Origin of the sequence: Mycobacterium sp. MOTT36Y (assembly GCF_000262165.1) — a bacterium.
GTDB lineage: Bacteria > Actinomycetota > Actinomycetes > Mycobacteriales > Mycobacteriaceae > Mycobacterium > Mycobacterium intracellulare.
Map to the genome: position 1 here is coordinate 1 of NC_017904.1, position 24486 is coordinate 24486.

A 24486-nucleotide genomic window follows, 5' to 3' on the forward strand; every position below is an offset into this window, starting at 1 on the left:
CGTTCGAGAACCAGGGAGATGCGTCGTTGACCGATGACCCCGGTTCAGGCTTCACGACAGTGTGGAATGCGGTCGTTTCCGAGCTCAACGGTGACCCGACCGCGGACGGCGTAGCCGCCAACCGCACCACTGGTGACTCCCCTCACCGCAGCAACGGGCGTGGCTGAATTTGGTCCGGCCGCTGACGATCGTCGAGGGATTTGCCCTGCTGTCCGTCCCGAGCAGCTTCGTGCAAAACGAGATCGAACGGCATCTGCGGGCCCCGATCACCGATGCGCTCAGCCGCCGGCTCGGACAGCAGATCCAGCTGGGAGTCCGCATCGCTCCCCCACCCGACGATGTCGAGGACGCCCTGATCCCGCCGGCGGAGCCGTTCCCGGGATCCGACGGTTCGATTCCCGGCGACGACGCCGCGCTCGACACCGACGAGCCGTTGGAAAACGGCGAGGCCGTCGACGGCGCCCAGCCGGGCTGGCCGAATTACTTCACCGAGCGGCCGCACGCCATCGACCCCGCCGTCGCCGCCGGCACGAGCCTCAACCGCCGCTACACGTTCGACACGTTCGTCATCGGCGCCTCCAACCGGTTCGCCCATGCCGCGGCCCTGGCGATCGCCGAGGCCCCGGCCCGCGCATACAACCCCCTCTTCATCTGGGGCGAATCCGGTCTCGGCAAGACCCACTTGCTGCACGCCGCCGGCAATTACGCCCAGCGCCTGTTCCCGGGGATGCGGGTCAAGTACGTCTCCACCGAAGAATTCACCAACGACTTCATCAACTCGCTGCGCGACGATCGCAAGGTGGCCTTCAAGCGCAGCTATCGCGACGTCGACGTGCTGCTCGTCGATGACATTCAGTTCATCGAGGGCAAGGAAGGTATCCAGGAGGAGTTCTTCCACACCTTCAACACGCTGCATAACGCCAACAAGCAGATCGTCATCTCCTCGGACCGGCCGCCCAAGCAGCTCGCCACCCTGGAAGACCGGCTGCGAACACGGTTCGAATGGGGTCTGATCACCGACGTGCAGCCGCCGGAGCTGGAAACCCGGATCGCCATCCTGCGCAAGAAAGCTCAAATGGAGCGGCTCGCGGTCCCCGACGACGTCCTCGAACTCATCGCCAGCAGCATCGAGCGCAACATCCGCGAGCTCGAGGGCGCCCTGATCCGGGTGACCGCCTTCGCCTCGCTGAACAAGACCCCGATCGACAAGGCGCTGGCCGAAATCGTGCTCCGCGATTTGATCGCCGACGCCAGCACCATGCAGATCAGTGCGGCCACCATCATGGCCGCCACCGCCGAATACTTCGACACCACCGTGGAGGAACTCCGCGGCCCCGGCAAGACGCGGGCGCTCGCCCAGTCACGCCAGATCGCGATGTACCTGTGCCGTGAGCTCACCGATCTTTCGCTGCCCAAGATCGGGCAGGCCTTCGGCCGCGACCACACCACGGTCATGTACGCGCAGCGCAAGATCCTGTCCGAAATGGCCGAGCGGCGTGAGGTTTTTGATCACGTCAAGGAGCTCACCACCCGCATCCGGCAGCGCTCCAAGCGCTGAATCCCCGGGTTTCGGCGCCCCTGCGCGCAATTTTTTCGAGAAACTTCTCGCGCGTCCGTCACATCCGCCACACCCAGGGCATGTGCGCAGCCCTGTGCACACAGCCTTCAAACTCCAGTGCAGTACGGGGCGTTCCGTGCACACCCGTCGTTCGTCCCCACTGGACCAACACCTGACTCACAGGCGCCGCCGCGACGATCCACATCCCGATCGTCGCGCTAGCTGGGCCGGGGCGACGCTGTCCCCAGAATGCACAGGCCTTAATACTGTTACTGAGATCTCTACATCGGTTCTTCTTTGAAATACAGGCCTGGGGACGTTCGGTGCACACCCCTCGCCGAGGCCGTCGTCAGATCGTTTTGTCGGCCTTCGCGATTAGCTTTCAAGATGGCCCCGGAGGATCTACGGTTGTTCTTCGACTGCCGTTACGGTCGTCGTCGGCGCGTTGCGTCGCCGGCGCTCGTGGCGGGGCCCCGTGCTAGCGGGGGGAGGCTAGCCACAATGGATTCGAAAACGCTGAAGGTGAAGGGACGCTATGGACGCGGCGACGACAACGGCTGGCCTCAGCGACTTGAAGTTTCGTTTGGTGCGGGAGTCTTTCGCGGACGCGGTGTCGTGGGTGGCGAAGAACCTGCCGTCCAGACCCGCGGTGCCGGTGCTGTCCGGCGTGCTGCTGTCCGGGACCGATGAGGGCCTGACGATCTCCGGATTCGATTACGAGGTATCCGCGGAAGCTCAGGTTGCGGCCGAAATCGCTTCTCCCGGAAGCGTTTTGGTCTCCGGACGGCTCTTGTCAGACATCGTTCGGGCGTTGCCGAACAAGCCGATCGACTTCTACGTCGACGGCAACCGGGTCGCGCTGAACTGCGGAAATGCCAGGTTCTCGTTGCCGACGATGGCGGTCGAGGATTACCCGACACTGCCGGCCCTCCCGGACGAGACCGGGACGCTGCCCGCCGATCTGTTCGCCGAGGCGATCAGCCAGGTGGCCATCGCGGCCGGGCGCGACGACACGTTGCCCATGTTGACCGGGATCCGGGTTGAGATTTCGGGCGACACCGTGGTGCTGGCCGCCACCGACAGGTTCCGGCTGGCGGTTCGCGAGCTGACCTGGTCGGCGGCCTCACCGGACATCGAAGCCGCGGTCCTGGTGCCGGCCAAGACGCTGGCCGAAGCCGCCCGGGCCGGCACCGACGGCGCTGAGGTTCGGTTGTCGTTGGGCGCGGGTGCCGGCGTCGGAAAGGACGGGTTGCTCGGCATCAGCGGGAACGGCAAGCGCAGCACCACGCGCCTGCTCGATGCGGAATTCCCGAAGTTCCGCCAGCTGCTGCCGGCCGAGCACACGGCCGTCGCGACGATCAACGTGGCGGAGTTGACCGAGGCCATCAAGTTGGTCGCGCTGGTCGCCGACCGCGGGGCGCAGGTGCGGATGGAATTCAGCGAGGGATCGCTGCGGCTGTCCGCGGGGGCCGACGACGTCGGCCGGGCCGAAGAAGACCTGGCGATCGATTTCGCCGGCGAACCGCTGACCATCGCCTTCAATCCGACGTACTTGACCGACGGACTGGGTTCGGTGCATTCCGAGCGGGTGTCGTTTGGTTTCACGACTCCGGGCAAGCCCGCGTTGCTGCGCCCGGCGCTGGACGACGACAGCCACCCGACCGGGCCGGGACCGTTCAGCGCCCTGCCGACCGATTACGTCTACCTGTTGATGCCTGTCCGGTTGCCTGGCTAGGTGTACGTCCGGCATTTAGGACTGCGCGACTTCCGGTCCTGGGCACACGCCGACCTCGAATTGCAACCCGGTCGGACGGTCTTCATCGGCTCCAACGGGTTCGGGAAGACGAATCTCCTTGAGGCGCTGTGGTATTCGAGCACTCTGGGTTCACACCGGGTGGGAACTGATGCGCCGTTGATCCGGGCCGGCGCCGCCCGGGCGGTCGTTTCCACGATCGTGGTCAACGACGGCAGGGAATGCGCCGTAGATCTGGAAATCGCTGCGGGGCGGGCGAATAAGGCGCGGCTGAATCGCTCACCGGTGCGCAGCACCCGCGAGGTCATCGGGGTCTTACGCGCGGTGTTGTTCGCCCCCGAGGACTTGGCGCTGGTGCGCGGCGACCCGTCGGAGCGACGCCGCTACCTCGACGACCTGGCGACGCTGCGCCGGCCGGCCGTGGCGGCGGTGCGCGCCGACTACGAGAGAGTGCTGCGGCAGCGGACCGCGCTGTTGAAATCCCTGTCTGGCGCGCGGTACCGGGGCGATCACGGGGCGTTGGACACGCTCGACGTGTGGGACAGTCGCCTCGCCGAACATGGGGCCCAATTGATGTCCGCCCGTATCGATTTGGTGAACCAGCTGACGCCCGAGGTGGAGAAGGCCTATCAACTGCTGGCCCCGGGATCACGTGCCGCGTCGATCAGCTACCGTTCCAGCCTGGGCGCCGACGCCGCGGCGGACATCGCCGGCGGGGACCGCGAATTCCTCGAGGCCGCTCTGTTGGCCGCTTTGGCGGAGCGCCGCGGTGCGGAGCTGGAGCGCGGCATGTGTTTGGTCGGTCCGCACCGGGACGACCTGGAGCTGTGGCTCGGCGATCAGCCGGCGAAAGGCTTTGCCAGCCATGGGGAATCGTGGTCGTTCGCGTTGGCGCTGCGACTCGCCGCCTACGAGCTGCTGCGCGCCGACGAAAGCGACCCCGTATTGTTGCTCGACGACGTCTTCGCCGAACTCGACGCGACCCGGCGCTGCGCCCTCGCAACCGTGGCCGAATCGGCCGAGCAGGTGCTGGTCACCGCCGCGGTCGTCGAGGACATCCCGGCGGGCTGGGACGCCCGACGGGTCTACGTCGACCTGCATGACAGCGACTCCGGCCGGGTATCGGAGATGCGCGCATGACCGGCACGGGAGAGGGTCCGGGCCGCGACCCCGGCGGGCCGTCGGGCGAGATGAGCGGGATCGACTTGGTCAGGCGCACCCTCGAGGAGGCCCGGGCGGCGGCGCGCGCGCAGGGGAAGGACCCCGGCCGCGGCCGCGCCGTATCGCCTTCCCCGCGCCGGGTGGCGGGCCAGCGGCGAAGCTGGTCGGGGCCCGGGCCGGACGGGCGCGACCCGCAACCGCTGGGCAGATTGGCGCGCGACCTGGCGAAAAAGCGGGGCTGGTCCGCGCAAGTCGCCGAGGGCACCGTGCTGGGCAACTGGACATCGGTGGTCGGCCACCAGATCGCCGACCACGCCGTCCCGACCGCCCTCAAGGACGGCGTGCTGAGCGTCTCCGCGGAATCGACGGCGTGGGCCACGCAGTTGCGGATGATTCAGGCGCAGTTGTTGGCGAAGATCGCCGCCGCGGTCGGCAACGGGGTGGTGACGTCGCTGAAGATCACCGGGCCGGCCGCGCCGTCGTGGCGCAAGGGGCCGCGCCACATCGCCGGGAGAGGCCCGCGGGACACTTACGGTTAGCGCCGTTCGGGGCGCCGCCCGATCCCCGGGCAGACGTTTATCCACAGGCCGCTCAAATCGGCCAGAATCCCGTAGACACCCTTGATGTACGTCGGGACGCGGCCAGAATAAAGAAATCGTCCGCACGGCGCGGTTAGCTGGGTAGAAACGCGGCTAGAAAATCGGTGCGGACGGGGGATCACGCTAGACTAGCCGCATGCGACTGTTGCGGTGATGAGGAACCGCCCGCATGAAACCCCAAGGAGAGCATTCCGACCGTGGCTGCCCAGAAGAAGAAGGCGCAAGACGATTACGGCGCTTCAGCGATCACCGTGCTCGAAGGCCTCGAAGCCGTCCGCAAACGCCCCGGCATGTACATCGGGTCCACCGGCGAGCGTGGTCTGCACCACCTCATCTGGGAGGTGGTCGACAACTCCGTCGACGAGGCGATGGCCGGCTATGCCAACAAGGTCGACGTGCGGATACTCGACGACGGCAGCGTCGAGGTCGCCGACAACGGGCGCGGCATCCCGGTCGCGATGCACGCGACCGGCGCCCCCACCGTCGACGTCGTGATGACCCAACTTCACGCCGGCGGCAAGTTCGGCGGTGAGAACAGCGGTTACAACGTCAGCGGTGGCCTGCACGGCGTCGGCGTCTCGGTGGTCAACGCGCTGTCGACCCGGCTCGAGGTGGACATCGCCCGCGATGGCTACGAATGGTCGCAGTTCTACGACCACGCCGTACCCGGAACGCTCAAACAGGGTGAGGCCACCAAGCGGACGGGCACCACGATCAGGTTCTGGGCCGACCCCGACATCTTCGAGACCACCGAGTACGACTTCGAGACGGTGGCGCGCCGGCTGCAGGAAATGGCGTTCCTCAACAAGGGGTTGACCATCAACCTCACCGACGAGCGGGTGAGCAACGAGGAGGTTGTCGACGAGGTCGTCAGCGACACCGCCGACGCACCCAAGTCCGCCCAGGAAAAGGCGGCGGAATCGACTGCGCCACATAAGGTTAAGCACCGCACCTTCCACTACCCCGGCGGTCTGGTCGACTTCGTCAAGCACATCAACCGCACCAAGAGCCCGATCCAGCAGAGCATCATCGACTTCGACGGCAAAGGCCCCGGCCACGAGGTCGAGATCGCGATGCAGTGGAACGGCGGCTACTCGGAATCCGTGCACACCTTCGCCAACACCATCAACACCCACGAGGGCGGCACCCACGAAGAGGGTTTCCGCAGCGCGCTGACGTCGGTGGTGAACAAGTACGCCAAAGACAAGAAGCTGCTGAAAGACAAGGACCCGAACCTCACCGGCGACGACATTCGCGAAGGCCTGGCCGCGGTGATCTCGGTCAAGGTCAGCGAACCGCAGTTCGAGGGCCAGACCAAGACCAAGCTGGGCAACACCGAAGTGAAGTCGTTCGTGCAGAAGGTCTGCAACGAACAGCTCACCCACTGGTTCGAGGCCAACCCCGCGGACGCCAAGGTGGTGGTCAACAAGGCGGTGTCGTCGGCGCAGGCCCGGATCGCCGCGCGCAAGGCGCGAGAGTTGGTGCGTCGCAAGAGCGCCACCGATCTGGGCGGGCTGCCCGGCAAGCTCGCCGACTGCCGCTCGACGGATCCGCGCAAGTCGGAACTGTATGTGGTGGAGGGTGATTCGGCCGGCGGCTCGGCGAAGAGCGGCCGCGACTCGATGTTCCAGGCCATCCTGCCGCTGCGCGGCAAGATCATCAACGTCGAGAAGGCCCGCATCGACCGGGTGTTGAAGAACACCGAGGTGCAGGCCATCATCACCGCCCTGGGCACCGGCATCCACGACGAGTTCGACATCACCAAGCTGCGCTATCACAAGATCGTGCTGATGGCCGACGCCGACGTCGACGGCCAGCACATCTCGACGCTCTTGTTGACTCTGCTCTTCCGTTTCATGCGGCCCCTGATCGAAAACGGGCACGTGTTCTTGGCGCAACCGCCGCTGTACAAGCTGAAGTGGCAGCGCAGCGACCCCGAATTCGCCTACTCCGACCGCGAGCGCGACGGCTTGTTGGAAGCAGGGCAGAAGGCCGGCAAGAAGATCAACAAGGACGACGGCATTCAGCGCTACAAGGGCCTCGGTGAGATGGATGCGAAGGAATTATGGGAAACCACAATGGATCCCACCGTCCGGGTGTTGCGCCAAGTCACGCTGGACGACGCCGCGGCCGCCGACGAGCTGTTCTCGATCCTGATGGGCGAGGACGTCGATGCGCGCCGCAGCTTTATCACCCGTAACGCCAAGGACGTTCGCTTCTTAGATGTCTAAGACGGCTGAGCGATGCAGACCTGCCACCGTTGACCGACCAACGAGGAATACATGACTGACACCACGCTGCCGCCAGGTGACGACTCCGTCGACCGGATCCAGCCGGTTGACATTCAGCAGGAGATGCAGCGCAGCTACATCGATTACGCGATGAGCGTGATCGTCGGCCGCGCGCTGCCCGAGGTGCGCGACGGCCTCAAGCCGGTGCACCGCCGGGTGCTCTATGCGATGTATGACTCCGGGTTCCGCCCGGACCGCAGCCACGCCAAGTCGGCGCGGTCGGTGGCCGAGACGATGGGTAACTACCACCCGCACGGCGACGCCTCGATCTACGACACCCTGGTGCGGATGGCGCAGCCTTGGTCGCTGCGCTATCCCCTGGTCGACGGGCAGGGCAACTTCGGTTCGCCCGGCAACGACCCGCCGGCGGCCATGAGATATACCGAGGCGCGGCTGACCCCGCTCGCCATGGAAATGTTGCGTGAAATCGACGAGGAGACAGTCGATTTCATCCCCAACTACGACGGACGGGTCCAGGAGCCCACCGTCCTGCCCAGCCGGTTCCCGAACCTGCTCGCCAACGGTTCCGGCGGCATCGCGGTCGGGATGGCGACCAACATCCCGCCGCACAACCTGCGCGAGCTGGCCGAGGCCGTCTACTGGTGCCTGGACAATCACGAGGCCGACGAAGAGGCCACCCTCACCGCGGTCTGCGAGCGGGTCAAGGGCCCCGACTTCCCCACCCACGGCCTGATCGTCGGGTCACAGGGCATCCACGACGCGTACACCACCGGACGCGGCTCGATCCGGATGCGCGGAGTCGTTGAGGTGGAAGAGGATTCACGTGGACGCACCTCGCTGGTCATCACCGAGCTGCCGTACCAGGTGAACCACGACAACTTCATCACCTCGATCGCCGAGCAGGTCCGCGACGGCAAGCTGGCCGGCATCTCCAACATCGAGGACCAGTCCAGCGACCGGGTCGGCTTGCGCATCGTCGTGGAGATCAAGCGCGACGCCGTCGCCAAAGTGGTGCTGAACAACCTCTACAAGCACACCCAGCTGCAGACCAGCTTCGGCGCGAACATGCTGTCGATCGTCGACGGGGTGCCGCGCACGCTGCGCCTCGACCAGATGATTCGCCACTACGTGGCGCATCAACTCGACGTCATCGTGCGGCGCACCACCTACCGGTTGCGCAAGGCCAACGAACGTGCGCACATCTTGCGCGGACTGGTCAAAGCGCTCGACGCGCTCGACGAGGTCATCGCCTTGATCCGCGCGTCGGAGACCGTGGACATCGCACGGGCCGGGCTGATCGAGCTGCTGGATATCGACGAAATCCAGGCGCAGGCGATCCTGGACATGCAGCTACGCCGCCTGGCCGCCCTGGAGCGCCAGCGCATCATCGACGACCTGGCCAAGATCGAAGCCGAGATCGCCGACCTCGAGGACATCCTGGCCAAGCCCGAGCGGCAGCGCCGGATCGTGCACGACGAGCTGTCCGAGATCGTCGACAAACACGGCGACGAGCGGCGCACCCGGATCATCGCCGCCGATGGGGACGTGAACGACGAGGACTTGATCGCTCGCGAGGACGTCGTCGTCACCATCACCGAGACCGGCTACGCCAAGCGCACCAAAACCGACCTGTACCGCAGCCAGAAACGCGGCGGCAAGGGCGTCCAGGGCGCCGGGCTCAAGCAGGACGACATCGTGCGGCACTTCTTCGTGTGCTCGACGCACGACTGGATCCTGTTCTTCACCACGCAGGGCCGGGTCTACCGCGCCAAGGCCTACGAACTGCCGGAGGCGTCCCGCACCGCGCGCGGTCAGCACGTCGCCAACCTGCTGGCGTTCCAGCCCGAGGAGCGGATCGCCCAGGTCATCCAGATCCGCGGCTATGAGGATGCGCCGTACCTGGTGCTGGCCACCCGCAACGGCCTGGTGAAGAAGACCAAGCTGACCGACTTCGATTCCAACCGGTCGGGTGGAATCGTGGCGATCAACCTGCGCGACAACGACGAGCTGGTCGGCGCGGTGTTGTGCTCCTCCGACGAGGACCTGCTGCTGGTGTCGGCCAACGGCCAGTCCATCAGGTTCTCGGCGACCGACGAAGCGCTGCGCCCGATGGGGCGCGCCACCTCCGGCGTGCAGGGCATGCGCTTCAACGCCGACGATTATCTGTTGTCGCTCAACGTCGTTCGTGAGGGCACCTACCTGCTGGTGGCGACCTCCGGCGGGTACGCCAAGCGCACCGCGATCGAGGAGTACCCGGTGCAGGGCCGCGGCGGCAAGGGCGTCTTGACGGTGATGTATGACCGGCGGCGTGGCCGGCTGGTCGGCGCGTTGATCGTCGACGAGGACAGCGAGCTGTACGCGATCACCTCGGGAGGCGGCGTCATCCGGACCGCGGCCGGCCAGGTCCGCAAGGCGGGACGGCAGACCAAGGGTGTGCGGCTGATGAACCTGGGCGAAGAAAACACCCTGTTGGCCATCGCCCGCAATGCCGAAGCGAACGCGGACGAAGCCGTCGAGGAGGTCGAGGGCGCCGAGTCGGAGAGCTAGTCGGTGTAAAACCACTAGACTCAGCCCGATGACGATGCGGGCCGCGGCGCGGCCCGAGGAGGACCGGGGCATTTAGACTCAGCCCGATCAGACATGACGCGACTGCACCGCCTGCGCGGCCGGGGTAGCAGACCTAAGGAGTCGGGGTGACTTCACCGAACGAGCCGGGCGCCCCCAAAAAGGGAGACGTTCCCAACGGGGATGGTGCGGCCGAGCGCGCCGGGGTGCGGCGCCCGGCGCCGTCCGCGCAGGGTGGCCGTCCCCAGGAGCCCGGGGACGGACCGCCGTGGCAGCGTGGCGGAACCCGGCCCCAGCAGCCACCGTCTCGCCAGAGCGAGCCTCCGACCGAGAAGCGACCATCGGGTCCGGCCGGCGGGGTCGAGGCGAGGCTGAACCGTTTCATCTCCGGCACCGCGGCACCCGGAGCCGGCGCCGCGGCGCATGCGAAAGACGCCGACGCGGCACCGGCCCGCGAAGGATCGCCCGCTGAGGCCTACGCCAGCGAGTTGCCGGACCTGTCCGGCCCGCTACCGCGCGGCCCGCACCGCAAGCCCGCACCCGAACAGCGGACGTCCGAGAGTCCGTCGGGAGCCGGCCGGCCTTCGACCACGGAAAGCCGGGAAGCCCGGGAGAACCGCGACCGCGTGCAGGTGTCACGGCGGACGCGAGGACCCGTCCGGGCCAGCATGCAGATCCGCCGGATCGACCCGTGGAGCACGTTGAAGGTGTCGCTGCTGTTGTCGGTGGCGCTGTTCTTCGTGTGGATGATCGCCGTCGCGTTCCTCTACCTCGTGCTCGGCGGCATGGGCGTCTGGTCGAAGTTGAACAGCAACGTCGGCGACCTGCTGAACAACACCAGCGGCAGCAGCGGCGAACTGGTATCCAGCGGCACGATTTTCGGCGGCGCCGTCTTGATCGGCCTGGTAAACATCGTGCTGCTGACCGCGATGGCGACCATCGCCGCGTTCGTCTACAACCTGACCACCGATCTGATCGGCGGCATCGAAGTGACGCTGGCGGATCGCGACTAGCTGATGGCTAGCTCTGGTGCTGCGTTTTTGGGAGTCGGGCGGCTAGTGCGGTAATCTCGTCGCTCGGCCGTACGCGAGTACGGGCCTATAGCTCAGGCGGTTAGAGCGCTTCGCTGATAACGAAGAGGTCGGAGGTTCGAGTCCTCCTAGGCCCACAACCATGTGCCCGTCAAGACGTTGCGTACGACTCGCACTGCCACTGGCACTGATCGCCGTATTGGCAGCGGTGGCGTGGTCACGACGTGGAGTCGAGGTCTGGCACGTGGCTGTGGATGACCCCGGTCAACCACCCAGTCACGATGAGGGGCCTTAGCTCAGTTGGTAGAGCACCGCCTTTGCAAGGCGGGTGTCAGGGGTTCGATTCCCCTAGGCTCCACAAGCCGATTCCCTTTGCACGCCTAATTGGCCATCCCTGTCCGCGGCGCGTAGGACGGGCCGAGGAAGCGTTCCACCAAGGCGCGTTCGGCGGCCGGATCCTTGAGCGGCCAGGCCCACAGCCCCAGGAAGACGCGAATCAGCCACTGTGCGGCCAGCGGATGATGGTTGCCGGGGCCGAGCATCTCGGCGGCCAAGCTCGTCACGGTCGGCGAGCTGATCACCCAGTCGCTGACCGGGGCCGCGTGGATCGATCGCATGAGCTGGGCCAGTGGGTCCGACCGCAGGCGTTCTAACGCGATGATCGTGGCGGCGACGACACGATCGGGCCCGCGGAGGTCCTTGATGGCTTCCCGTGTGGTGTCGACGATGCGAGCCGCGTGGATGGCGACGACGGCATCGCGGATGGTGGCCTTGCCGCCGGCGTGCCGGTAGATCGTCGCGGGTGAGCAGTGAACCCGGGCGGCCAGGGCCTCGATCGTGAAACCTTCATACCCCCGGCGAGCGATGAGATCGGCCGCGGCGCTATAGATCCGCTCGGCCGCTTCGCTACGGCGATCACGGCCCACCAACCAGTCGTCGCGTGGCATCCACCCATGCTCCCCTACGCTGCGGGATGCGAAAATAGCTCTCGCAGGATGAGAAGTATTGGTCTATTTTTCTCACACAAACGTCCTGCTGGCGACCGGTGTCCCTGGTCGCGCGCCTTCGGCGACGGTCGCGCGGGTTCCTCAACTTCTGCGCGATCCATTGACCCCGCGGTGGGCCGCGTCGAGCCTGAAACGCGTGGCGGTCTTGGACAGTGCGATTCGGTTCTTCGGTAGCGAGGCGATACAGGATCCCTACCCGCTGTATGACCGCATGCGTGCGGAGGCACCGGTGCACCGCATCGGCGGTTCAGAGTTCTACGCCGTCTGCGGTTGGGACGCGGTGCAAGAGGCCGTCGAGCGGGTCGAGGATTTTTCGTCGAACCTCACGGCGACCATGGTCTTTCACGAGGACGGCACCGTCGCTCCGCTCGACATGGGACCGCCCGGGGATTCGATGCACGCATTGGCCACCGCGGACGACCCCGTGCATGCGATGCACCGAAAGATCTTGTTGCCACACTTGTCGGCCAAGCGCGTCCGGATCATCGAGGAATTCGCGGCTCAGACCGCCGACCGCCTGTGGGAGCAGAACCTGCGCAACGGCGAAATCGAATGGATGAGCGGCATCGCCAATCGGCTGCCGATGATGGTGGTCTGCAAGCTGCTCGGTCTCCCCGATGACGACGTCGACAAACTCATCCGCCTCGGCTACGCCACCACCACGCTGCTTGACGGGATCGTCACGCCCGCCCAGCTCGCAGAGGCCGGAGCCGCGGCGATGGAACTCTTCGGCTATGTCCTCGAGCGTTTCGAAAGGACAAGCGCCAACGGTGAATACGGCCTGATCGCCGACCTCGCGGCTCGTTACGCCTCGGGGGAACTCGAACAAACACCGGCGCTCGGGATCATGCTGACCCTCTTCAGCGCGGCCGGCGAGTCGACGGCGTCTCTGCTGGGAAGCGCGGCGTGGATCCTCACCGATCGCCCCGCGATCCAACAGCAACTCCGCGAAAAGCCGGAATTGCTAAGCGCTTTCATCGAAGAGACCTTGCGCTTCGAGGCGCCGTTCCGGGGCCATTACCGACACGTGTGGCGCGACACCACGCTCGGTGGGGTCGCGGTGCCGGCCGACTCACATCTGCTGTTGATGTGGGGGGCGGCCAATCGCGACCCGGCGCACTTCGAGGCCCCGAACGAATTCCGGCTCGACCGCGCCGCGACCAAGAGCCACATGAGTTTCGGCAAGGGCGTGCATTTCTGCGTGGGCGCCGCGCTGGCCCGCTTGGAGGCCCACATCGTGTTGCGGATGCTGCTCGAGCGCACCACCTGGATCGACGCCGCCGAGGTCGGAGAATGGTTGCCCAGCATCCTGGTTCGGCGCCGCGAACGCTTGCGCCTCAGCGTGCGGTGAACCTACGGACGCGGCTGTACCTCGACACTGGGCGGGCGCGACTGCGGCTCCTGAGGCTTCGCCCGCACCGAGCGCCGGACGATGCTGAATGCCACGGCGCCGCCCGCGAGGACCGCGACGGCCACCCCCGCAATGATCAACGGCCGCTTGCCGCGACGCTGCGCTCGCCGCGCCTCCTGCAGTGCCTGGGGCAGGTTGGTGACCACTTCCTGCGCGGCGGCCAGTTCCTGGGCGAGGGCCTCTTGGGCCGCCGCGATGTCGGCGGCCAAGCGCCCCTCCCGATACCGGCGACGCAGCTGCGCCGCGGTCGACTGCGCCGACTGGACGCTGAGGCCGACGACTCCGCGGGTGACGTCCACCGGCCCCCTCGTCGAGTAGGTCAGGCCGCGGGCCAGTCGCTCCCGGGGGGTCAGCCGGGACTCCGTCTTCGCGCTCATCTGCCGCCCTTCTGTTCCGCTGGTGACGCCTGTCGTGAGGCCGGCGCGCCGGGCCGGCCCGATACTGAACAGACTGCCAGCATAGGGACGTCGGCGGCGCGGGTGCGCGTTCGCGAGGTTTCGTCGGCGGGTCGGATGGGTGGCACCGCGTGCGGGCGCGCTCACGCGTAGTGGCAGACTCTCATGCCGTGACTAACAGCCCCTTTCAGACTGCTACCGCCACGCTCCACACCAACCGCGGCGACATCAAGGTCGCCCTATTCGGAAACCACGCGCCCAAGACAGTCGCCAACTTCGTCGGCCTGGCGCAGGGGACCAAGGAGTACTCGACCCAGAACGCATCGGGAGGCTCGTCCGGCCCGTTCTACGATGGCGCGGTCTTTCACCGGGTGATCCGGGGCTTCATGATCCAGGGCGGCGACCCGACCGGCACGGGCCGCGGTGGCCCGGGGTACAAGTTCGCCGACGAGTTCCACCCCGAACTGCAATTCGACAAGCCCTACCTGCTGGCGATGGCGAACGCGGGCCCGGGCACCAACGGCTCGCAGTTCTTCATCACCGTCGACAAGACGCCGCACCTGAACCGGCGCCACACGATCTTCGGCGAGGTGACCGACCCGGACTCCCAGCAGGTGGTCGACGCGATCGCCACGACGAGCACCGACGGCAATGACCGCCCCTCCGAGCCGGTCGTCATCGAGTCGATCACCATCTCGTAACCGACCCGCCCGCGCGGGGCGTTCAGGGCTGCGAACGGCCCGCGTAGCCGGCTGCGGTGAGCGCGTCCAGCACGTCCAGCGGGTCGGTCCCAAGGTCCCAGCGGGAGAACAGCACCAGGCCGCCGTCGGCGGTCTCGACCTCCAGCAGCCGCACTTTGCGTCCGTAACGGCGGAACTCGATGATGCGGATGATCTTGATGTCGGATTGCTGCAATAGCTGCGTCCGGAACCAGCCGCGCAACGCCAGGCCGTCGGGCGTGATTGCCAGTTTCGGGCGCGCGCGCCACGACATCCCCGCAAACAACAGCAGACCCCCCGCGGCAACGCCCGCCAGAACCCGCCCCGGCGGGTCTGTGATTAGGGTCACACCGGCGATAGCCAACAAGACGCCCGCGGCTCCACAACCTGCGATTCCGGTCGCGTGTGGCTCCCATTGAGTTTGCTGCATGCGGTCCTTAGCCCCTCCCACCACTGCCGATGCAGTTATCCACAATCTCTATCAACAGTGGGGATAAATCACACGCGTGTGATTGGGTGGTCGGAAAGTTGCTGGCGCAACGACAAATCAGCCCGAAAATGAATTCATTCCGTCGGTCGTGCTGCTCAGTGCCAGCGCATCGTGAGCAACAAACCGGTGATCATGAAAGCGAACGCGATGGCGTAGTTCCAGGGGCCCAGTTGGGCCATCCAGTTCAGCGCGGTCGGCGCCTGGGATCCGACGGCGGCTAACTGAAACACCATCAGCCAGACGAGCCCGATCAGCATGAGGCCGATGAACAGCGCGACAAACCACACGCTGGACGGTCCGACCTTGACCTTCACCGGGGTGCGGCTGACCGCGCTGACGGTGAAGTCGTTCTTCTTGCGGACCTTGGACTTGGGCATGATTACCTCGCGGATTACCTCAACGACACGGTGAGCGGGACGGGGTGCAACGATGAACACGGCAGCTGCACCCATAGCTTGGCTACGAGACTAACGCACCTGGGGCGGTGACCAGGAAATGGAGACTCGATGATCCAGACGCGCCAGTCGCCATGGCGCTTCGGCGTCCCGGTGGTGTGCGCGCTGGCGGGATTGCTGCTCGCCGCCACGCACGGGGTATCCGGCGGCGCCGAGATCCGGGGCAGCGACGCCCCGCGGCTGGTGGACCTGGTCCGTGAGACCCAGTCGTCGGTGAACCGCCTCAACGCCGAACGCGAGGAACTCGCGAAGAAGATCGACACGGCGCACGGGCGCTCTTCGGACGCCGCGCTGGCCGCGATGCTGCGGCGCTCAGCGCAGCTCGCCGGTCAGGCGGACATGAATCCGGTGCACGGACCGGGCCTGGTGGTCACCCTCGAGGACGCGCAGCGCGACGCCAACGGCCGGTTCCCGCGCGACGCGTCACCCGACGACCTGGTGGTGCACCAGCAAGACATCCAGGCCGTGCTCAACGCGCTGTGGAGCGCGGGCGCCGAGGCGATCCAGATGCAAGACCAACGGCTCATCGCCACCTCGGTGCCCCGCTGCGTGGGCAATACGCTGCTGCTCAACGGGCGCACCTACAGCCCGCCGTACACGATCACCGCGATCGGCAACTCCGCGGCCATGCAAGCCGCCCTCGCCGCCGCTCCCCTGGTGGTCCTCTACAAGCAGTACGTGGTCCGGTTCGGCCTCGGCTACCGCGAAGAGGTCAAATCGGACGTGCAGGTCGTCGGGCACTTCGAGCCCGACCGGCTGCATTACGCGCTGCCCAACGGCCCGATCGCCTACTGACGCCGCCCGACCGGTGGCGCGCCCTCGGGCGGTAACCTGGCACGATGCGGATCCTGGTTGTCGACAACTACGACAGCTTCGTGTTCAACCTGGTGCAGTACCTCGGGCAGCTGGGTGTGGACGCGGACGTCTGGCGCAATGACGACGACCGGCTCTCCGACGAGACCGCGGCCGCCCGGCAGTTCGACGGCGTGCTGCTCAGTCCGGGGCCGGGCACCCCGGAGCGCGCGGGCGCTTCCATCGGGATGGTTCGCGCCTGTGCCGCCGAGCAGACCCCGCTGCTCGGGGTCTGCCTGGGGCACCAAGCCATCGGCGTGGCCTTCGGCGCCACCGTCGACCGCGCCCCCGAACTGCTGCACGGCAAGACCAGCAGCGTTCACCACACCAATGTCGGTGTGTTGCAAGGCCTTCCGGATCCCTTCACGGCGACCCGCTACCACTCGCTGACCATCCTGCCCGAATCGCTGCCGCCGGTTCTGGAGGTCACCGCCCACACCGACAGCGGCGTGATCATGGGGGTGCGCCACGCCGAACTGCCGATTCACGGCGTGCAGTTCCATCCCGAGTCGATCCTGACCGAGGGCGGCCACCGCATGCTGGCGAACTGGCTGGCCGTGTGCGGGTTGGTGCGCAACGACACGCTGGTGCGCCAGCTCGAGAATGACGTGCACGCCGCGGTGCGGCCGTATTTCCCGGCCGACCCGGCGGCTACTGACCGAACTTCAGCGTGATGATCCCGTCCCGGTTCACCCCGGAGCCGGCCGGCGGGTTCTGATACACCACCCGGTGGGACTGGGAGCCACCGGCGTCGACGTCGGCGCCCTTGTCGAGGATGCCCGTCCAGCCCAGCGCCCGCAGCCGGGGTTCGGCGTCCGTCCAGAACATGCCGGACAGGTCGGGCATGACGAACTGATTGCCCTTGGACACCTGCAGCTCGATGACCGAGTCCACCGGAACCATCTGTCCCTTGGGCGGATTGGTCCCGATCACCTCACCGGCCGGCCGGGGGCTGTCCACCTGCACCTGGGTCACCTTGCTGAACCCGTAGACGGTGAGGTTGCGTTGCGCGATGTCCACGGTCTGGCCCGCTATGTCGGGAACCTGCTTGGTCTCCGGCCCGGAGCCGACGATGACGGTGATGACGTTGGTGATCGCCGACGTCTGGTTGGCCGGCGGGTTGGTCCCGATCACCTTGCCCAGCAGCTCCGGTGTCGACGGCGAATTGGCCTGCTTGAACTTGGTGAATCCCGCGGCTTTGAGCTTGGTGACCGCGTCGGAGTAACTCAACGAGGACACGTCTGGCACCTCGCGTTGCTCCGGGCCGGTGGAGACGTTGACGGTGATCTCGTCGCCGGCGCTGACCGACGCGTTGGCGCCGGGGTCGGTGCCGATGACGTGGTCGGGCGGAACGATCGAATCCGGCTTTTGCAGCGTGCGCGTTTTGAAGCCGCGGTTTTGCAGCGCCGCGATGGCGTCGGCGGACACCTGCCCGCGCACGTCGGGCACCTGAACGTCACGAGCCCCGCCACCGAAGGTGTTGAACGCGATCACCACAACGATCGTCAGGACGGCCAGTGCCGCCACCGCGACGATCCAGCGACCGACCGACCCGACGGTGCGGTCCTCGCCCGCGTCGGCGAGAACCTGGCGGGGCAGCGGATCGGTCCGGGGCGGGCCCGCGCTGCCGGGGCTCGATGACAGCATCGAGCTTCGGTCGGCGTCGGTGAAAACCTTTGGCGCCTCGGGCTTTTCGCCGTTGTGCACCCGGACCAGATCGGCGCGCATCTCCGCCGCGGTCTGATAGCGGTTTTCGGGATTCTTGGCCAGCGCCTTGAGCACGACGGCGTCGAGGTCGGGCGAGATGCCGTCGTGGCGCTGCGACGGCGGCACGGGGTCCTCGCGGACATGTTGGTAGGCAACCGCGACCGGCGAGTCTCCGACGAAAGGTGGTTCGCCCGTGAGGATTTCATAAAGAACGCAGCCCAACGAATACACATCGGAGCGGGCGTCGACGGCGTCGCCGCGGGCCTGCTCGGGCGAGAGGTACTGCGCGGTGCCGATCACCGCGGCGGTCTGGGTGACGCTGTTGCCGCTGTCGGCGATCGCGCGGGCGATACCGAAATCCATCACCTTGACCGCGTTGGTGGTGCTGATCATGATGTTGGCCGGCTTGACGTCGCGGTGGATGATGCCGTTCTGATGACTGAAGTTCAGCGCCTGGCACGCGTCGGCGATGATCTCGATCGCCCGCCGCGGCGGCAGCGGCCCGTCGGTGTGCACGATGTCGCGCAGGGTGACGCCGTCGACGTACTCCATGACGATGTAGGGCAGCGGCCCGGTGGGGGTCTCCGCCTCGCCGGTGTCGTAGACGGCGACGATGGACGGGTGATTCAGCGCGGCGGCGTTTTGCGCCTCCCGCCGAAAGCGTAGGTAGAAGCTGGGATCGCGGGCCAGATCCGCGCGCAGCACCTTGACCGCGACGTCGCGATGCAGGCGGAGGTCGCGGGCCAGGTGAACCTCGGACATCCCCCCGAAACCGAGGATCTCGCCGAGCTCATAACGGTCGGACAGGTGCTGCGGGGTGGTCATTGCGATGTCCCGTGTCCCGCCGGTCCGCCGCGGAATCCCGACATCCCTATCGTGCCGTCATCCGGCCACTCGAGACGCATGCCTGCCGAACCGCTCGGGGTGTTGGTCGGCGCGGGCGCCGATGCCGGCGGGGTGCCGGTGTCGGTGACCGTCGGGGGCTGTTGCTGCTGATCCCCCCGGGAATTGATGACGATGAGCACCGCGATGATGATCGCCAGCGCGCCGAGTACCCCGGCGGCCCAGAGCAGCGCGCGCTGCCCCGACGAGAAGGTGCGCCGGGCCGGGGGCGGGCGGTGCCCGCCGGTGGTGGGGCGGGATCGACGCGGCGCCGCGCTGCGCGGGGACACCGCGGCCGCCCGGGTCGTCGGGCTGGACGGTATCGCCGCCGGCGAGGCCCGGCCCGGGGGCGGTGACTGGCTGGGGCGGGGCGGACGGCGACCGGCGCGCACCGCCGCGACGGCGTCGGCGAACGGTCCCCCGCTGCGGTACCGCATCGCCGGGTTCTTGACCAGCGTGATCTCGATGAGTTCTCGCACGTTGGGCGGCAGCTCCGCGGGCAGCGGCGGCGGTGGTTCCTTGATGTGCTTCATCGCCACGGTCAGGGCGCCGTCACCGGTGAACGGCCGCTTGCCCGAAACGACCTCGTAGCCAACAACTCCCAGCGAGTACACGTCGCTGGACGGGGTGGCGTCGTGCCCGAGCGCCTGTTCGGGCGCGATGTATTGGGCGGTGCCCATGACCATGCCGGTCTGGGTCACCGGTGCGGCGTCGACGGCCTTGGCGATGCCGAAGTCGGTGATCTTCACCTGGCCGGTCGGGGTGATCAGTATGTTGCCCGGCTTGACGTCGCGGTGGACCAGCCCGGCGGCGTGCGCGACCTGCAGCGCGCGGCCGGTCTGCTCGAGCATGTCCAGGGCGTGCCGCAGGGACAGCCGGCCGGTGCGTTTGAGCACCGAGTTCAGCGGCTCGCCGTTGACCAGCTCCATCACCAGGTAGGCGGTGCGGCCCTCCCCGTCCAGCTGGCTCTCGCCGTAATCGTGGACCGCCGCGATCCCGGGGTGATTGAGCATCGCCGTGGTCCGCGCCTCAGCGCGGAAGCGCTCGATGAACTCGGGGTCTTGGGAGAACTCCTGCTTGAGCACCTTGACCGCGACGCGTCGGCCCAGGCGGCTGTCCACGGCCTCCCAGACCTGACCCATGCCGCCGGTGGCGATCAGGCGCTGCAGGCGGTATCTGCCAGACAGCGTCACACCAACTCGCGGGCTCATGGTCCTCCCTGTAGCGCGGCCTGGATCACAGCCCGTCCGATCGGCGCGGCGAGTGCACCCCCCGTCGCGGACAGGCGGTCGGCGCCATTCTCCACCAACACCGCCACGGCGACTTTCGGGGTCTGTGCGGGCGCGAAAGCGATGTACCACGCGTGCGGCGGTGTGTGCCGCGGATCGGTGCCATGTTCTGCGGTACCCGTCTTGGATGCGATCTGCACGCCGGGAATGGCCCCTTTCTGCTGTGCGACCTTCTCGGCGCCGACCATCAGCTCTGTTAGCTTAGCGGCGACCTGCGGCGACACGGCGCGCCGCTGCTCATACGGTGCCGTGGTGCTGATCGTGGTCAGGTCCGGCCCCTTGAGGCTGTCGATCAGATACGGCTGCATCGTCACCCCGCCGTTCGCGATGGTCGCCGCGATCTCGGCGTTCTGCAGCGGCGTCATCGCGACATCCTTCTGCCCGATGCTCGACATGCCCAGGGCGGCCGCGTCCGGGATGATCCCGATGGTCGACTCCGCGACCTGAAGCGGGATCACGCTCGGGGTGCTGTCCAGGCCGAATGAGCGCGCCATGCCACGCAGCGCGTCGGATCCGGTGAGCATGCCGAGTTGGACGAACGCGGTGTTGCAGGACAGGGCGAAGGCCTGCTGCAAGGACACGGTCGGCTCGTTGCCACACGACTGTCCACCGTAGTTCTCCAGCGTCGCGGTGCTGTTCGGCAGCGGAATCGACGGCGCGGCGGTCAGCTGCTCGGTGTCGGAGGCGCCGGCCTGCAGCGCGGCCGCGGTGGTGATCACCTTGAAGGTGGAGCCGGGCGGGTAGGTCTCCGAGATGGCACGGTTGGTCATCGGGTTGTCGGGATCGTCGCGCAGCAACTGCCAGGCCTTGGCCTGCACCTCGGGATCGTGCGACGACAGCAGGTTGGGGTCGTAGGACGGCGACGACACCATCGCCAGGATCTTGCCGGTGGACGGTTCGAGGGCGACCACGGCGCCTTTGCACGGCGGGCCGCCGCAGCCCTGCTGCATCCCGTCCCAGGCGGCCTGCTGGACGCGCGGCTTGATCGTGGTGTCGACGTTGGCCCCGCGCGGGTCGCGGCCGGTGAAGAAGTCGGCCAGCCGGCGCCCGAACAGCCGTTCGTCGGAGCCGTTTAACAGCGGGTCCTCGGCGCGTTCCAGGCCGGTGCTGGAATAGCGCAGCGAGTAGAACCCGGTGACCGGCGCGTACGTCGCGGGGTTGGGGTAGACCCGTAAGAAGCGGAAGCGGTTATCGGTGGCGACGGAGTACGCCAACAGCTGTCCGCCCGCCACGATCTGGCCGCGCTGGCGCGAATACTCATCGAGCAGCACGCGCTGGTTGCGCGGATCGGCGCGCAGCGAGTCGGCGGCGAAGACCTGCGTCATCGTGGCGTTGATCAACAGCAGCACGATCAACGCCATCACGGTCACCGAGATCCGGCGCAGGGAGGCGTTCATACTTTCTCGATCACCTCGGTGCCGGCCGCCGCGATCGGCGGCTCATGGCGCGCGGGGGCGCGCAGGGGACGACGGGCGCTGTGCGAGATGCGCGCCAGGATGGCCAACAGCACGTAGTTCGCCAGCAACGACGAACCGCCATAGGACATCCACGGGGTGGTCAACCCGGTCAGCGGAATGAGTTGGGTTACCCCGCCGACGACGATGAACAACTGCAGGGCCAGCGTCGACGCCAGGCCCGCCGCGAGCAGCTTGCCGAAGCTGTCCCGGGTGGCGATCGCCGTGCGCATGCCCCGCACGATGACGATGGTGTAGAGCATCAAGATGCTCGCCAGGCCCACCAATCCCAGCTCTTCGCCGAACGCCGCGATGATGAAGTCGGTCGACGCGGCGGGCACGGTGTCGGGCTGACCGTTGCCGAGCCCGGTGCCGAAAATCCCGCCGGTGGCGAAGCTGAAGAGCGACTGCACAATCTGATAGCCGCTGCCGTCGGGGTCGGAAAACGGGTCCCACCACATCTGCACCCGGACCCGGACGTGGCTGAAAATGAAATACGCGACAACGCTTCCCGCGACGAACAGGACCAGACCGATCCCCACCCAGCTGAACCGCTGGGTGGCGAGGTAGACCACCACCAGAAACGACGTGTACAGCAATAGCGAAGTGCCAAGGTCTTTTTCGAAGGCCATCACGCCGACCGAGATCACCCAGGCCGCCAGCAGGGGCGCGAGGTCGCGGGGGCGGGGCAGGGTCAAACCCATGAAGTGCTTGCCGACGCTGGTGAACAGGCCGCGTTTGGCGATCAGCACCGCGGAGAAGAAGATCAGGAGCAGGATTTTGGAGAACTCAGCGGGCTGAATTGAGAAGCCGGGCAAGCGAATCCAGATCTTGGCGCCGTTCTGTTCGGACAGCGAGGCCGGCAACAGGGCGGGAATCACCAGCAAGACCAGACCGACGAGTCCGCAGATGTAACCGTAGCGCGCGAGCTGGCGATGGTCTTTCAAGAAGGTGACCACCAGGGCAAAGGTCACCACCCCGACCAGGGTCCACAGCATCTGCTGGGTTGCGCTGGGGTGGTGACGGCCGCTGAGCTGATTGGTGACCAGATCGAGCCGGTGGATCATCACCAGGCCAAGCCCGTTGAGTAGAGCCACGATTGGCAACAGCAGCGGATCGGTATAGGGCGCGAAGCGCCGGATCGCCATGTGCGCCGATCCGAAGACGACGAGAAACACCAGCCCGTAGTTGATCGCGTCCCAGTGCAGATCGCGGGTTTGATTCGCCTCGACGATCAGCAGCGCGGCGACGGTGATCAGCGATGCGAAGCCCAGCAGCAATAGCTCGGCATTGCGCCGGGTAGGCAGAGGAGGTGTGACCGCGACCGGCGGTTGAAGCTGTGTTGTCATGCCACCGTCCGGCAATCGATGCCCGGTTGGGGTGGGGGCCCGGGGAGAGCGGTCACCGTTTGCGAGGTGGTCGTCGGACCTGCCGGTGCTGGGGACGCGGGGCCGTTGGAGGCGCTTGTGCTGGGTGGGGGGCTGGCGCTGGTGGAACTGGTGGTCTGGGGTGATGGCGTTGCGGTGGTGCTGGATTGGGGTGTACCGCCGGTAGACGGGGATCCGGGCGGAGAGGTGGCGCGCGGCGGCGGACAGATCGGCAGCAGGTATTCGGCCAGCAACTGGCGCAGCTGCGATTCCGCTTGGTCCAGGCTGCCGCCCGGCAGTCCGGTTTGGACCTGGACCTGGCCGGGACGGCGCAGATCTTGCAGGGTCATGAGCTGGCAATTGGGATGGCCGGATTGTCCGTAGCTGACCAGGGCCAGTTCGTTGCGCGCGTTGAGGCAGCCGACCAGGTAAGGCCGTTGCAACGGGACGCCCAGCAGCGTCCCCTGGATACCCCGGACGATCGAGACCCTGCCGTTGTATTCGGCGACGTAATAGTTGCGCTGGATGACCCACCACCCCACGGTGAGGCCCGCGACGACCAGCAGCACCGCCAGCGCGGCGACGACGACCATCCGTCGGCGGGACCACCGCGGCCGGTGCGGCGTTTCGGGTTGCGGCGCAACACGTTTGGCCGACTCGTCGCGCGGCCTGATCGCCGAGGCCCGCCCGGCCGAAGTGTTGGGCAGCGTCATTTGATCCTCGTCACCCGAGACCGCGCCGGCCAGAATCGGCTGGGTCTGCCCGTAGTCGTAGTCGACGACGTCGGCGACCACGACAGTGACGTTGTCCGGCCCACCGCCACGCAGCGCCAACTCGATGAGGCGATAGGCGGCCTCGGCGACGTCGGGAATCTGCAATGCCTCGAGGATGGTCTCGTCGCTGACCGGGTCCGACAGCCCGTCGGAACACAGCAGATAACGGTCGCCGGCGCGCGCTTCCCGCATGGTCAACGTCGGCTCGACCTCGTGGCCGGTGAGCGCCCGCATGATCAGCGACCGCTGCGGGTGGCTGTGCGCCTCTTCCCGGGTGATGCGGCCCTCGTCGACCAGGGTCTGAACGAAGGTGTCGTCCTTGGTGATCTGGCTCAGTTCGCCGTCGCGCAGCAGGTAGCCCCGCGAATCGCCGATGTGTACCAATCCAATTCGGTCGCCCGCGAACAGGATCGCGGTAAGAGTGGTGCCCATCCCCTCGAGTTCGGGCTCCGCCTCTACCTGCGCTGCGATGGCCGCATTGCCGGAGCGCACCGCGTTGTCGAGCTTGGCCAGCAGGTCGCCGCCCGGCTCGTCGTCGTCGAGGTGGGCCAGTGCGGCGATCACCAACTGGGATGCCACCTCGCCGGCCGCATGGCCGCCCATGCCGTCGGCCAGGGCCAGCAGCCGGGCGCCGGCATAGACAGAGTCTTCGTTGTTGGCGCGCACCAGGCCACGGTCACTCCGGGCGGCGTATCGCAGGACCAGGGTCACGGGCGCCACTCCTCGATCCCGGCCGGAAAATCTGCCGAGCCGGCATCATTGTCAT

The 24486-nt window shown here is 67.1% G+C and carries 19 protein-coding genes, 2 tRNA genes and 1 pseudogene; 13 read left to right on the plus strand and 9 right to left on the minus strand.

All coding sequences use genetic code 11. The features are described from left to right. Positions 1-26: 26 nt before the first annotated feature. From dnaA to W7S_RS00045, 9 genes and pseudogenes are all read left to right on the plus strand, one after another. Positions 27-1558 (plus strand): annotated as a pseudogene (gene dnaA / locus W7S_RS00005) (chromosomal replication initiator protein DnaA). Positions 1559-2093: 535 nt separating this feature from the next. Further along, complete coding sequence (gene dnaN, locus W7S_RS00010) at positions 2094-3293, plus strand: DNA polymerase III subunit beta (RefSeq protein ID WP_008262505.1); 1200 nt, start codon at positions 2094-2096, stop codon at positions 3291-3293. After that, on the plus strand, positions 3294-4451 hold the full coding sequence (gene recF, locus W7S_RS00015) for a DNA replication/repair protein RecF (RefSeq protein ID WP_008262508.1): 1158 nt from the start codon (positions 3294-3296) through the stop codon (positions 4449-4451). It abuts the gene before it with no gap. Continuing rightward, positions 4448-5011, plus strand: coding sequence for a DUF721 family protein (locus tag W7S_RS00020; RefSeq protein WP_008262510.1), 564 nt, complete (start codon positions 4448-4450; stop codon positions 5009-5011). The genes recF and W7S_RS00020 overlap by 4 nt, the downstream gene beginning before the upstream one ends. Positions 5012-5268: 257 nt before the next feature. Further along, a complete protein-coding gene (gyrB, locus tag W7S_RS00025; protein ID WP_009954877.1) occupies positions 5269-7302 on the plus strand; it encodes a DNA topoisomerase (ATP-hydrolyzing) subunit B in 2034 nt (677 codons plus the stop codon). Positions 7303-7353: 51 nt separating this feature from the next. Beyond that, positions 7354-9870, plus strand: coding sequence for a DNA gyrase subunit A (gene gyrA / locus W7S_RS00030; protein ID WP_008262517.1), 2517 nt, complete (start codon positions 7354-7356; stop codon positions 9868-9870). A gap of 146 nt (positions 9871-10016) precedes the next feature. Beyond that, positions 10017-10901 carry a DUF3566 domain-containing protein gene (locus tag W7S_RS00035; RefSeq protein ID WP_008262519.1) on the plus strand — a complete coding sequence of 295 codons (885 nt, stop codon included), beginning with the start codon at positions 10017-10019 and terminating at the stop codon, positions 10899-10901. A gap of 81 nt (positions 10902-10982) precedes the next feature. Beyond that, positions 10983-11056, plus strand: a tRNA-Ile gene (locus W7S_RS00040). Positions 11057-11204: 148 nt separating this feature from the next. After that, positions 11205-11277: transfer RNA gene (locus W7S_RS00045), tRNA-Ala, on the plus strand. 22 nt (positions 11278-11299) lie between these two features. Here W7S_RS00045 and W7S_RS00050 read toward each other — a convergent pair. Next, a complete protein-coding gene (locus tag W7S_RS00050) occupies positions 11300-11866 on the minus strand; it encodes a TetR/AcrR family transcriptional regulator (protein ID WP_008262523.1) in 567 nt (188 codons plus the stop codon). Between the two features lie 196 nt (positions 11867-12062). Here W7S_RS00050 and W7S_RS00055 point away from each other — a divergent pair, with 196 nt between their 5' ends. Then, positions 12063-13277: a cytochrome P450 gene (locus W7S_RS00055; RefSeq protein WP_008262524.1), complete on the plus strand. Its 1215-nt coding sequence runs from the start codon at positions 12063-12065 to the stop codon at positions 13275-13277. A 2-nt stretch (positions 13278-13279) separates the two neighbouring features. On the opposite strand, the gene cwsA is transcribed toward W7S_RS00055, so the two are convergent. Continuing rightward, positions 13280-13714 carry a cell wall synthesis protein CwsA gene (gene cwsA, locus W7S_RS00060; protein ID WP_008262526.1) on the minus strand — a complete coding sequence of 145 codons (435 nt, stop codon included), beginning with the start codon at positions 13712-13714 and terminating at the stop codon, positions 13280-13282. A 170-nt stretch (positions 13715-13884) separates the two neighbouring features. On the opposite strand from cwsA, the gene W7S_RS00065 reads away from it, so the two are divergent. Next, positions 13885-14433, plus strand: coding sequence for a peptidylprolyl isomerase (locus W7S_RS00065; RefSeq protein ID WP_008262529.1), 549 nt, complete (start codon positions 13885-13887; stop codon positions 14431-14433). 22 nt (positions 14434-14455) lie between these two features. On the opposite strand, the gene W7S_RS25735 is transcribed toward W7S_RS00065, so the two are convergent. Together W7S_RS25735 and crgA are read right to left on the minus strand one after the other, a co-directional pair. Further along, on the minus strand, positions 14456-14881 hold the full coding sequence (locus tag W7S_RS25735) for a PH domain-containing protein (RefSeq protein ID WP_080587904.1): 426 nt from the start codon (positions 14879-14881) through the stop codon (positions 14456-14458). Positions 14882-15036: 155 nt separating this feature from the next. Then, positions 15037-15318, minus strand: coding sequence for a cell division protein CrgA (gene crgA / locus W7S_RS00075; protein ID WP_003872098.1), 282 nt, complete (start codon positions 15316-15318; stop codon positions 15037-15039). Between the two features lie 129 nt (positions 15319-15447). On the opposite strand from crgA, the gene W7S_RS00080 reads away from it, so the two are divergent. Further along, positions 15448-16191, plus strand: a complete 744-nt coding sequence (locus W7S_RS00080; RefSeq protein WP_008262548.1) for a DUF881 domain-containing protein — start codon at positions 15448-15450, stop codon at positions 16189-16191. A 44-nt stretch (positions 16192-16235) separates the two neighbouring features. Continuing rightward, the gene (locus tag W7S_RS00085; protein WP_014710738.1) at positions 16236-16922 is read left to right on the plus strand and encodes an aminodeoxychorismate/anthranilate synthase component II; all 687 of its coding nucleotides are present in this window, start codon (positions 16236-16238) and stop codon (positions 16920-16922) included. Here the strand turns inward: W7S_RS00085 and pknB are convergent. The 5 genes from pknB to W7S_RS00110 are packed head-to-tail and all read right to left on the minus strand — an operon-like array spanning position 16900 to position 24431. Next, entirely contained in the window at positions 16900-18780 is a 1881-nt protein-coding gene (gene pknB, locus W7S_RS00090; protein ID WP_014710739.1) for a Stk1 family PASTA domain-containing Ser/Thr kinase, read from the minus strand. The two genes, W7S_RS00085 and pknB, sit on opposite strands and share 23 nt — an antisense overlap. Further along, positions 18777-20048, minus strand: a complete 1272-nt coding sequence (locus W7S_RS00095; protein WP_041297605.1) for a serine/threonine-protein kinase — start codon at positions 20046-20048, stop codon at positions 18777-18779. The genes pknB and W7S_RS00095 overlap by 4 nt, the downstream gene beginning before the upstream one ends. Next, the gene (gene pbpA, locus W7S_RS00100) at positions 20045-21523 is read right to left on the minus strand and encodes a D,D-transpeptidase PbpA (protein WP_009952767.1); all 1479 of its coding nucleotides are present in this window, start codon (positions 21521-21523) and stop codon (positions 20045-20047) included. Before pbpA ends, W7S_RS00095 begins: the two co-directional genes overlap by 4 nt. After that, positions 21520-22929 carry an FtsW/RodA/SpoVE family cell cycle protein gene (locus W7S_RS00105; protein ID WP_008262556.1) on the minus strand — a complete coding sequence of 470 codons (1410 nt, stop codon included), beginning with the start codon at positions 22927-22929 and terminating at the stop codon, positions 21520-21522. Before W7S_RS00105 ends, pbpA begins: the two co-directional genes overlap by 4 nt. Then, complete coding sequence (locus W7S_RS00110) at positions 22926-24431, minus strand: PP2C family serine/threonine-protein phosphatase (RefSeq protein ID WP_014383570.1); 1506 nt, start codon at positions 24429-24431, stop codon at positions 22926-22928. Before W7S_RS00110 ends, W7S_RS00105 begins: the two co-directional genes overlap by 4 nt. Positions 24432-24486: the final 55 nt, after the last annotated feature.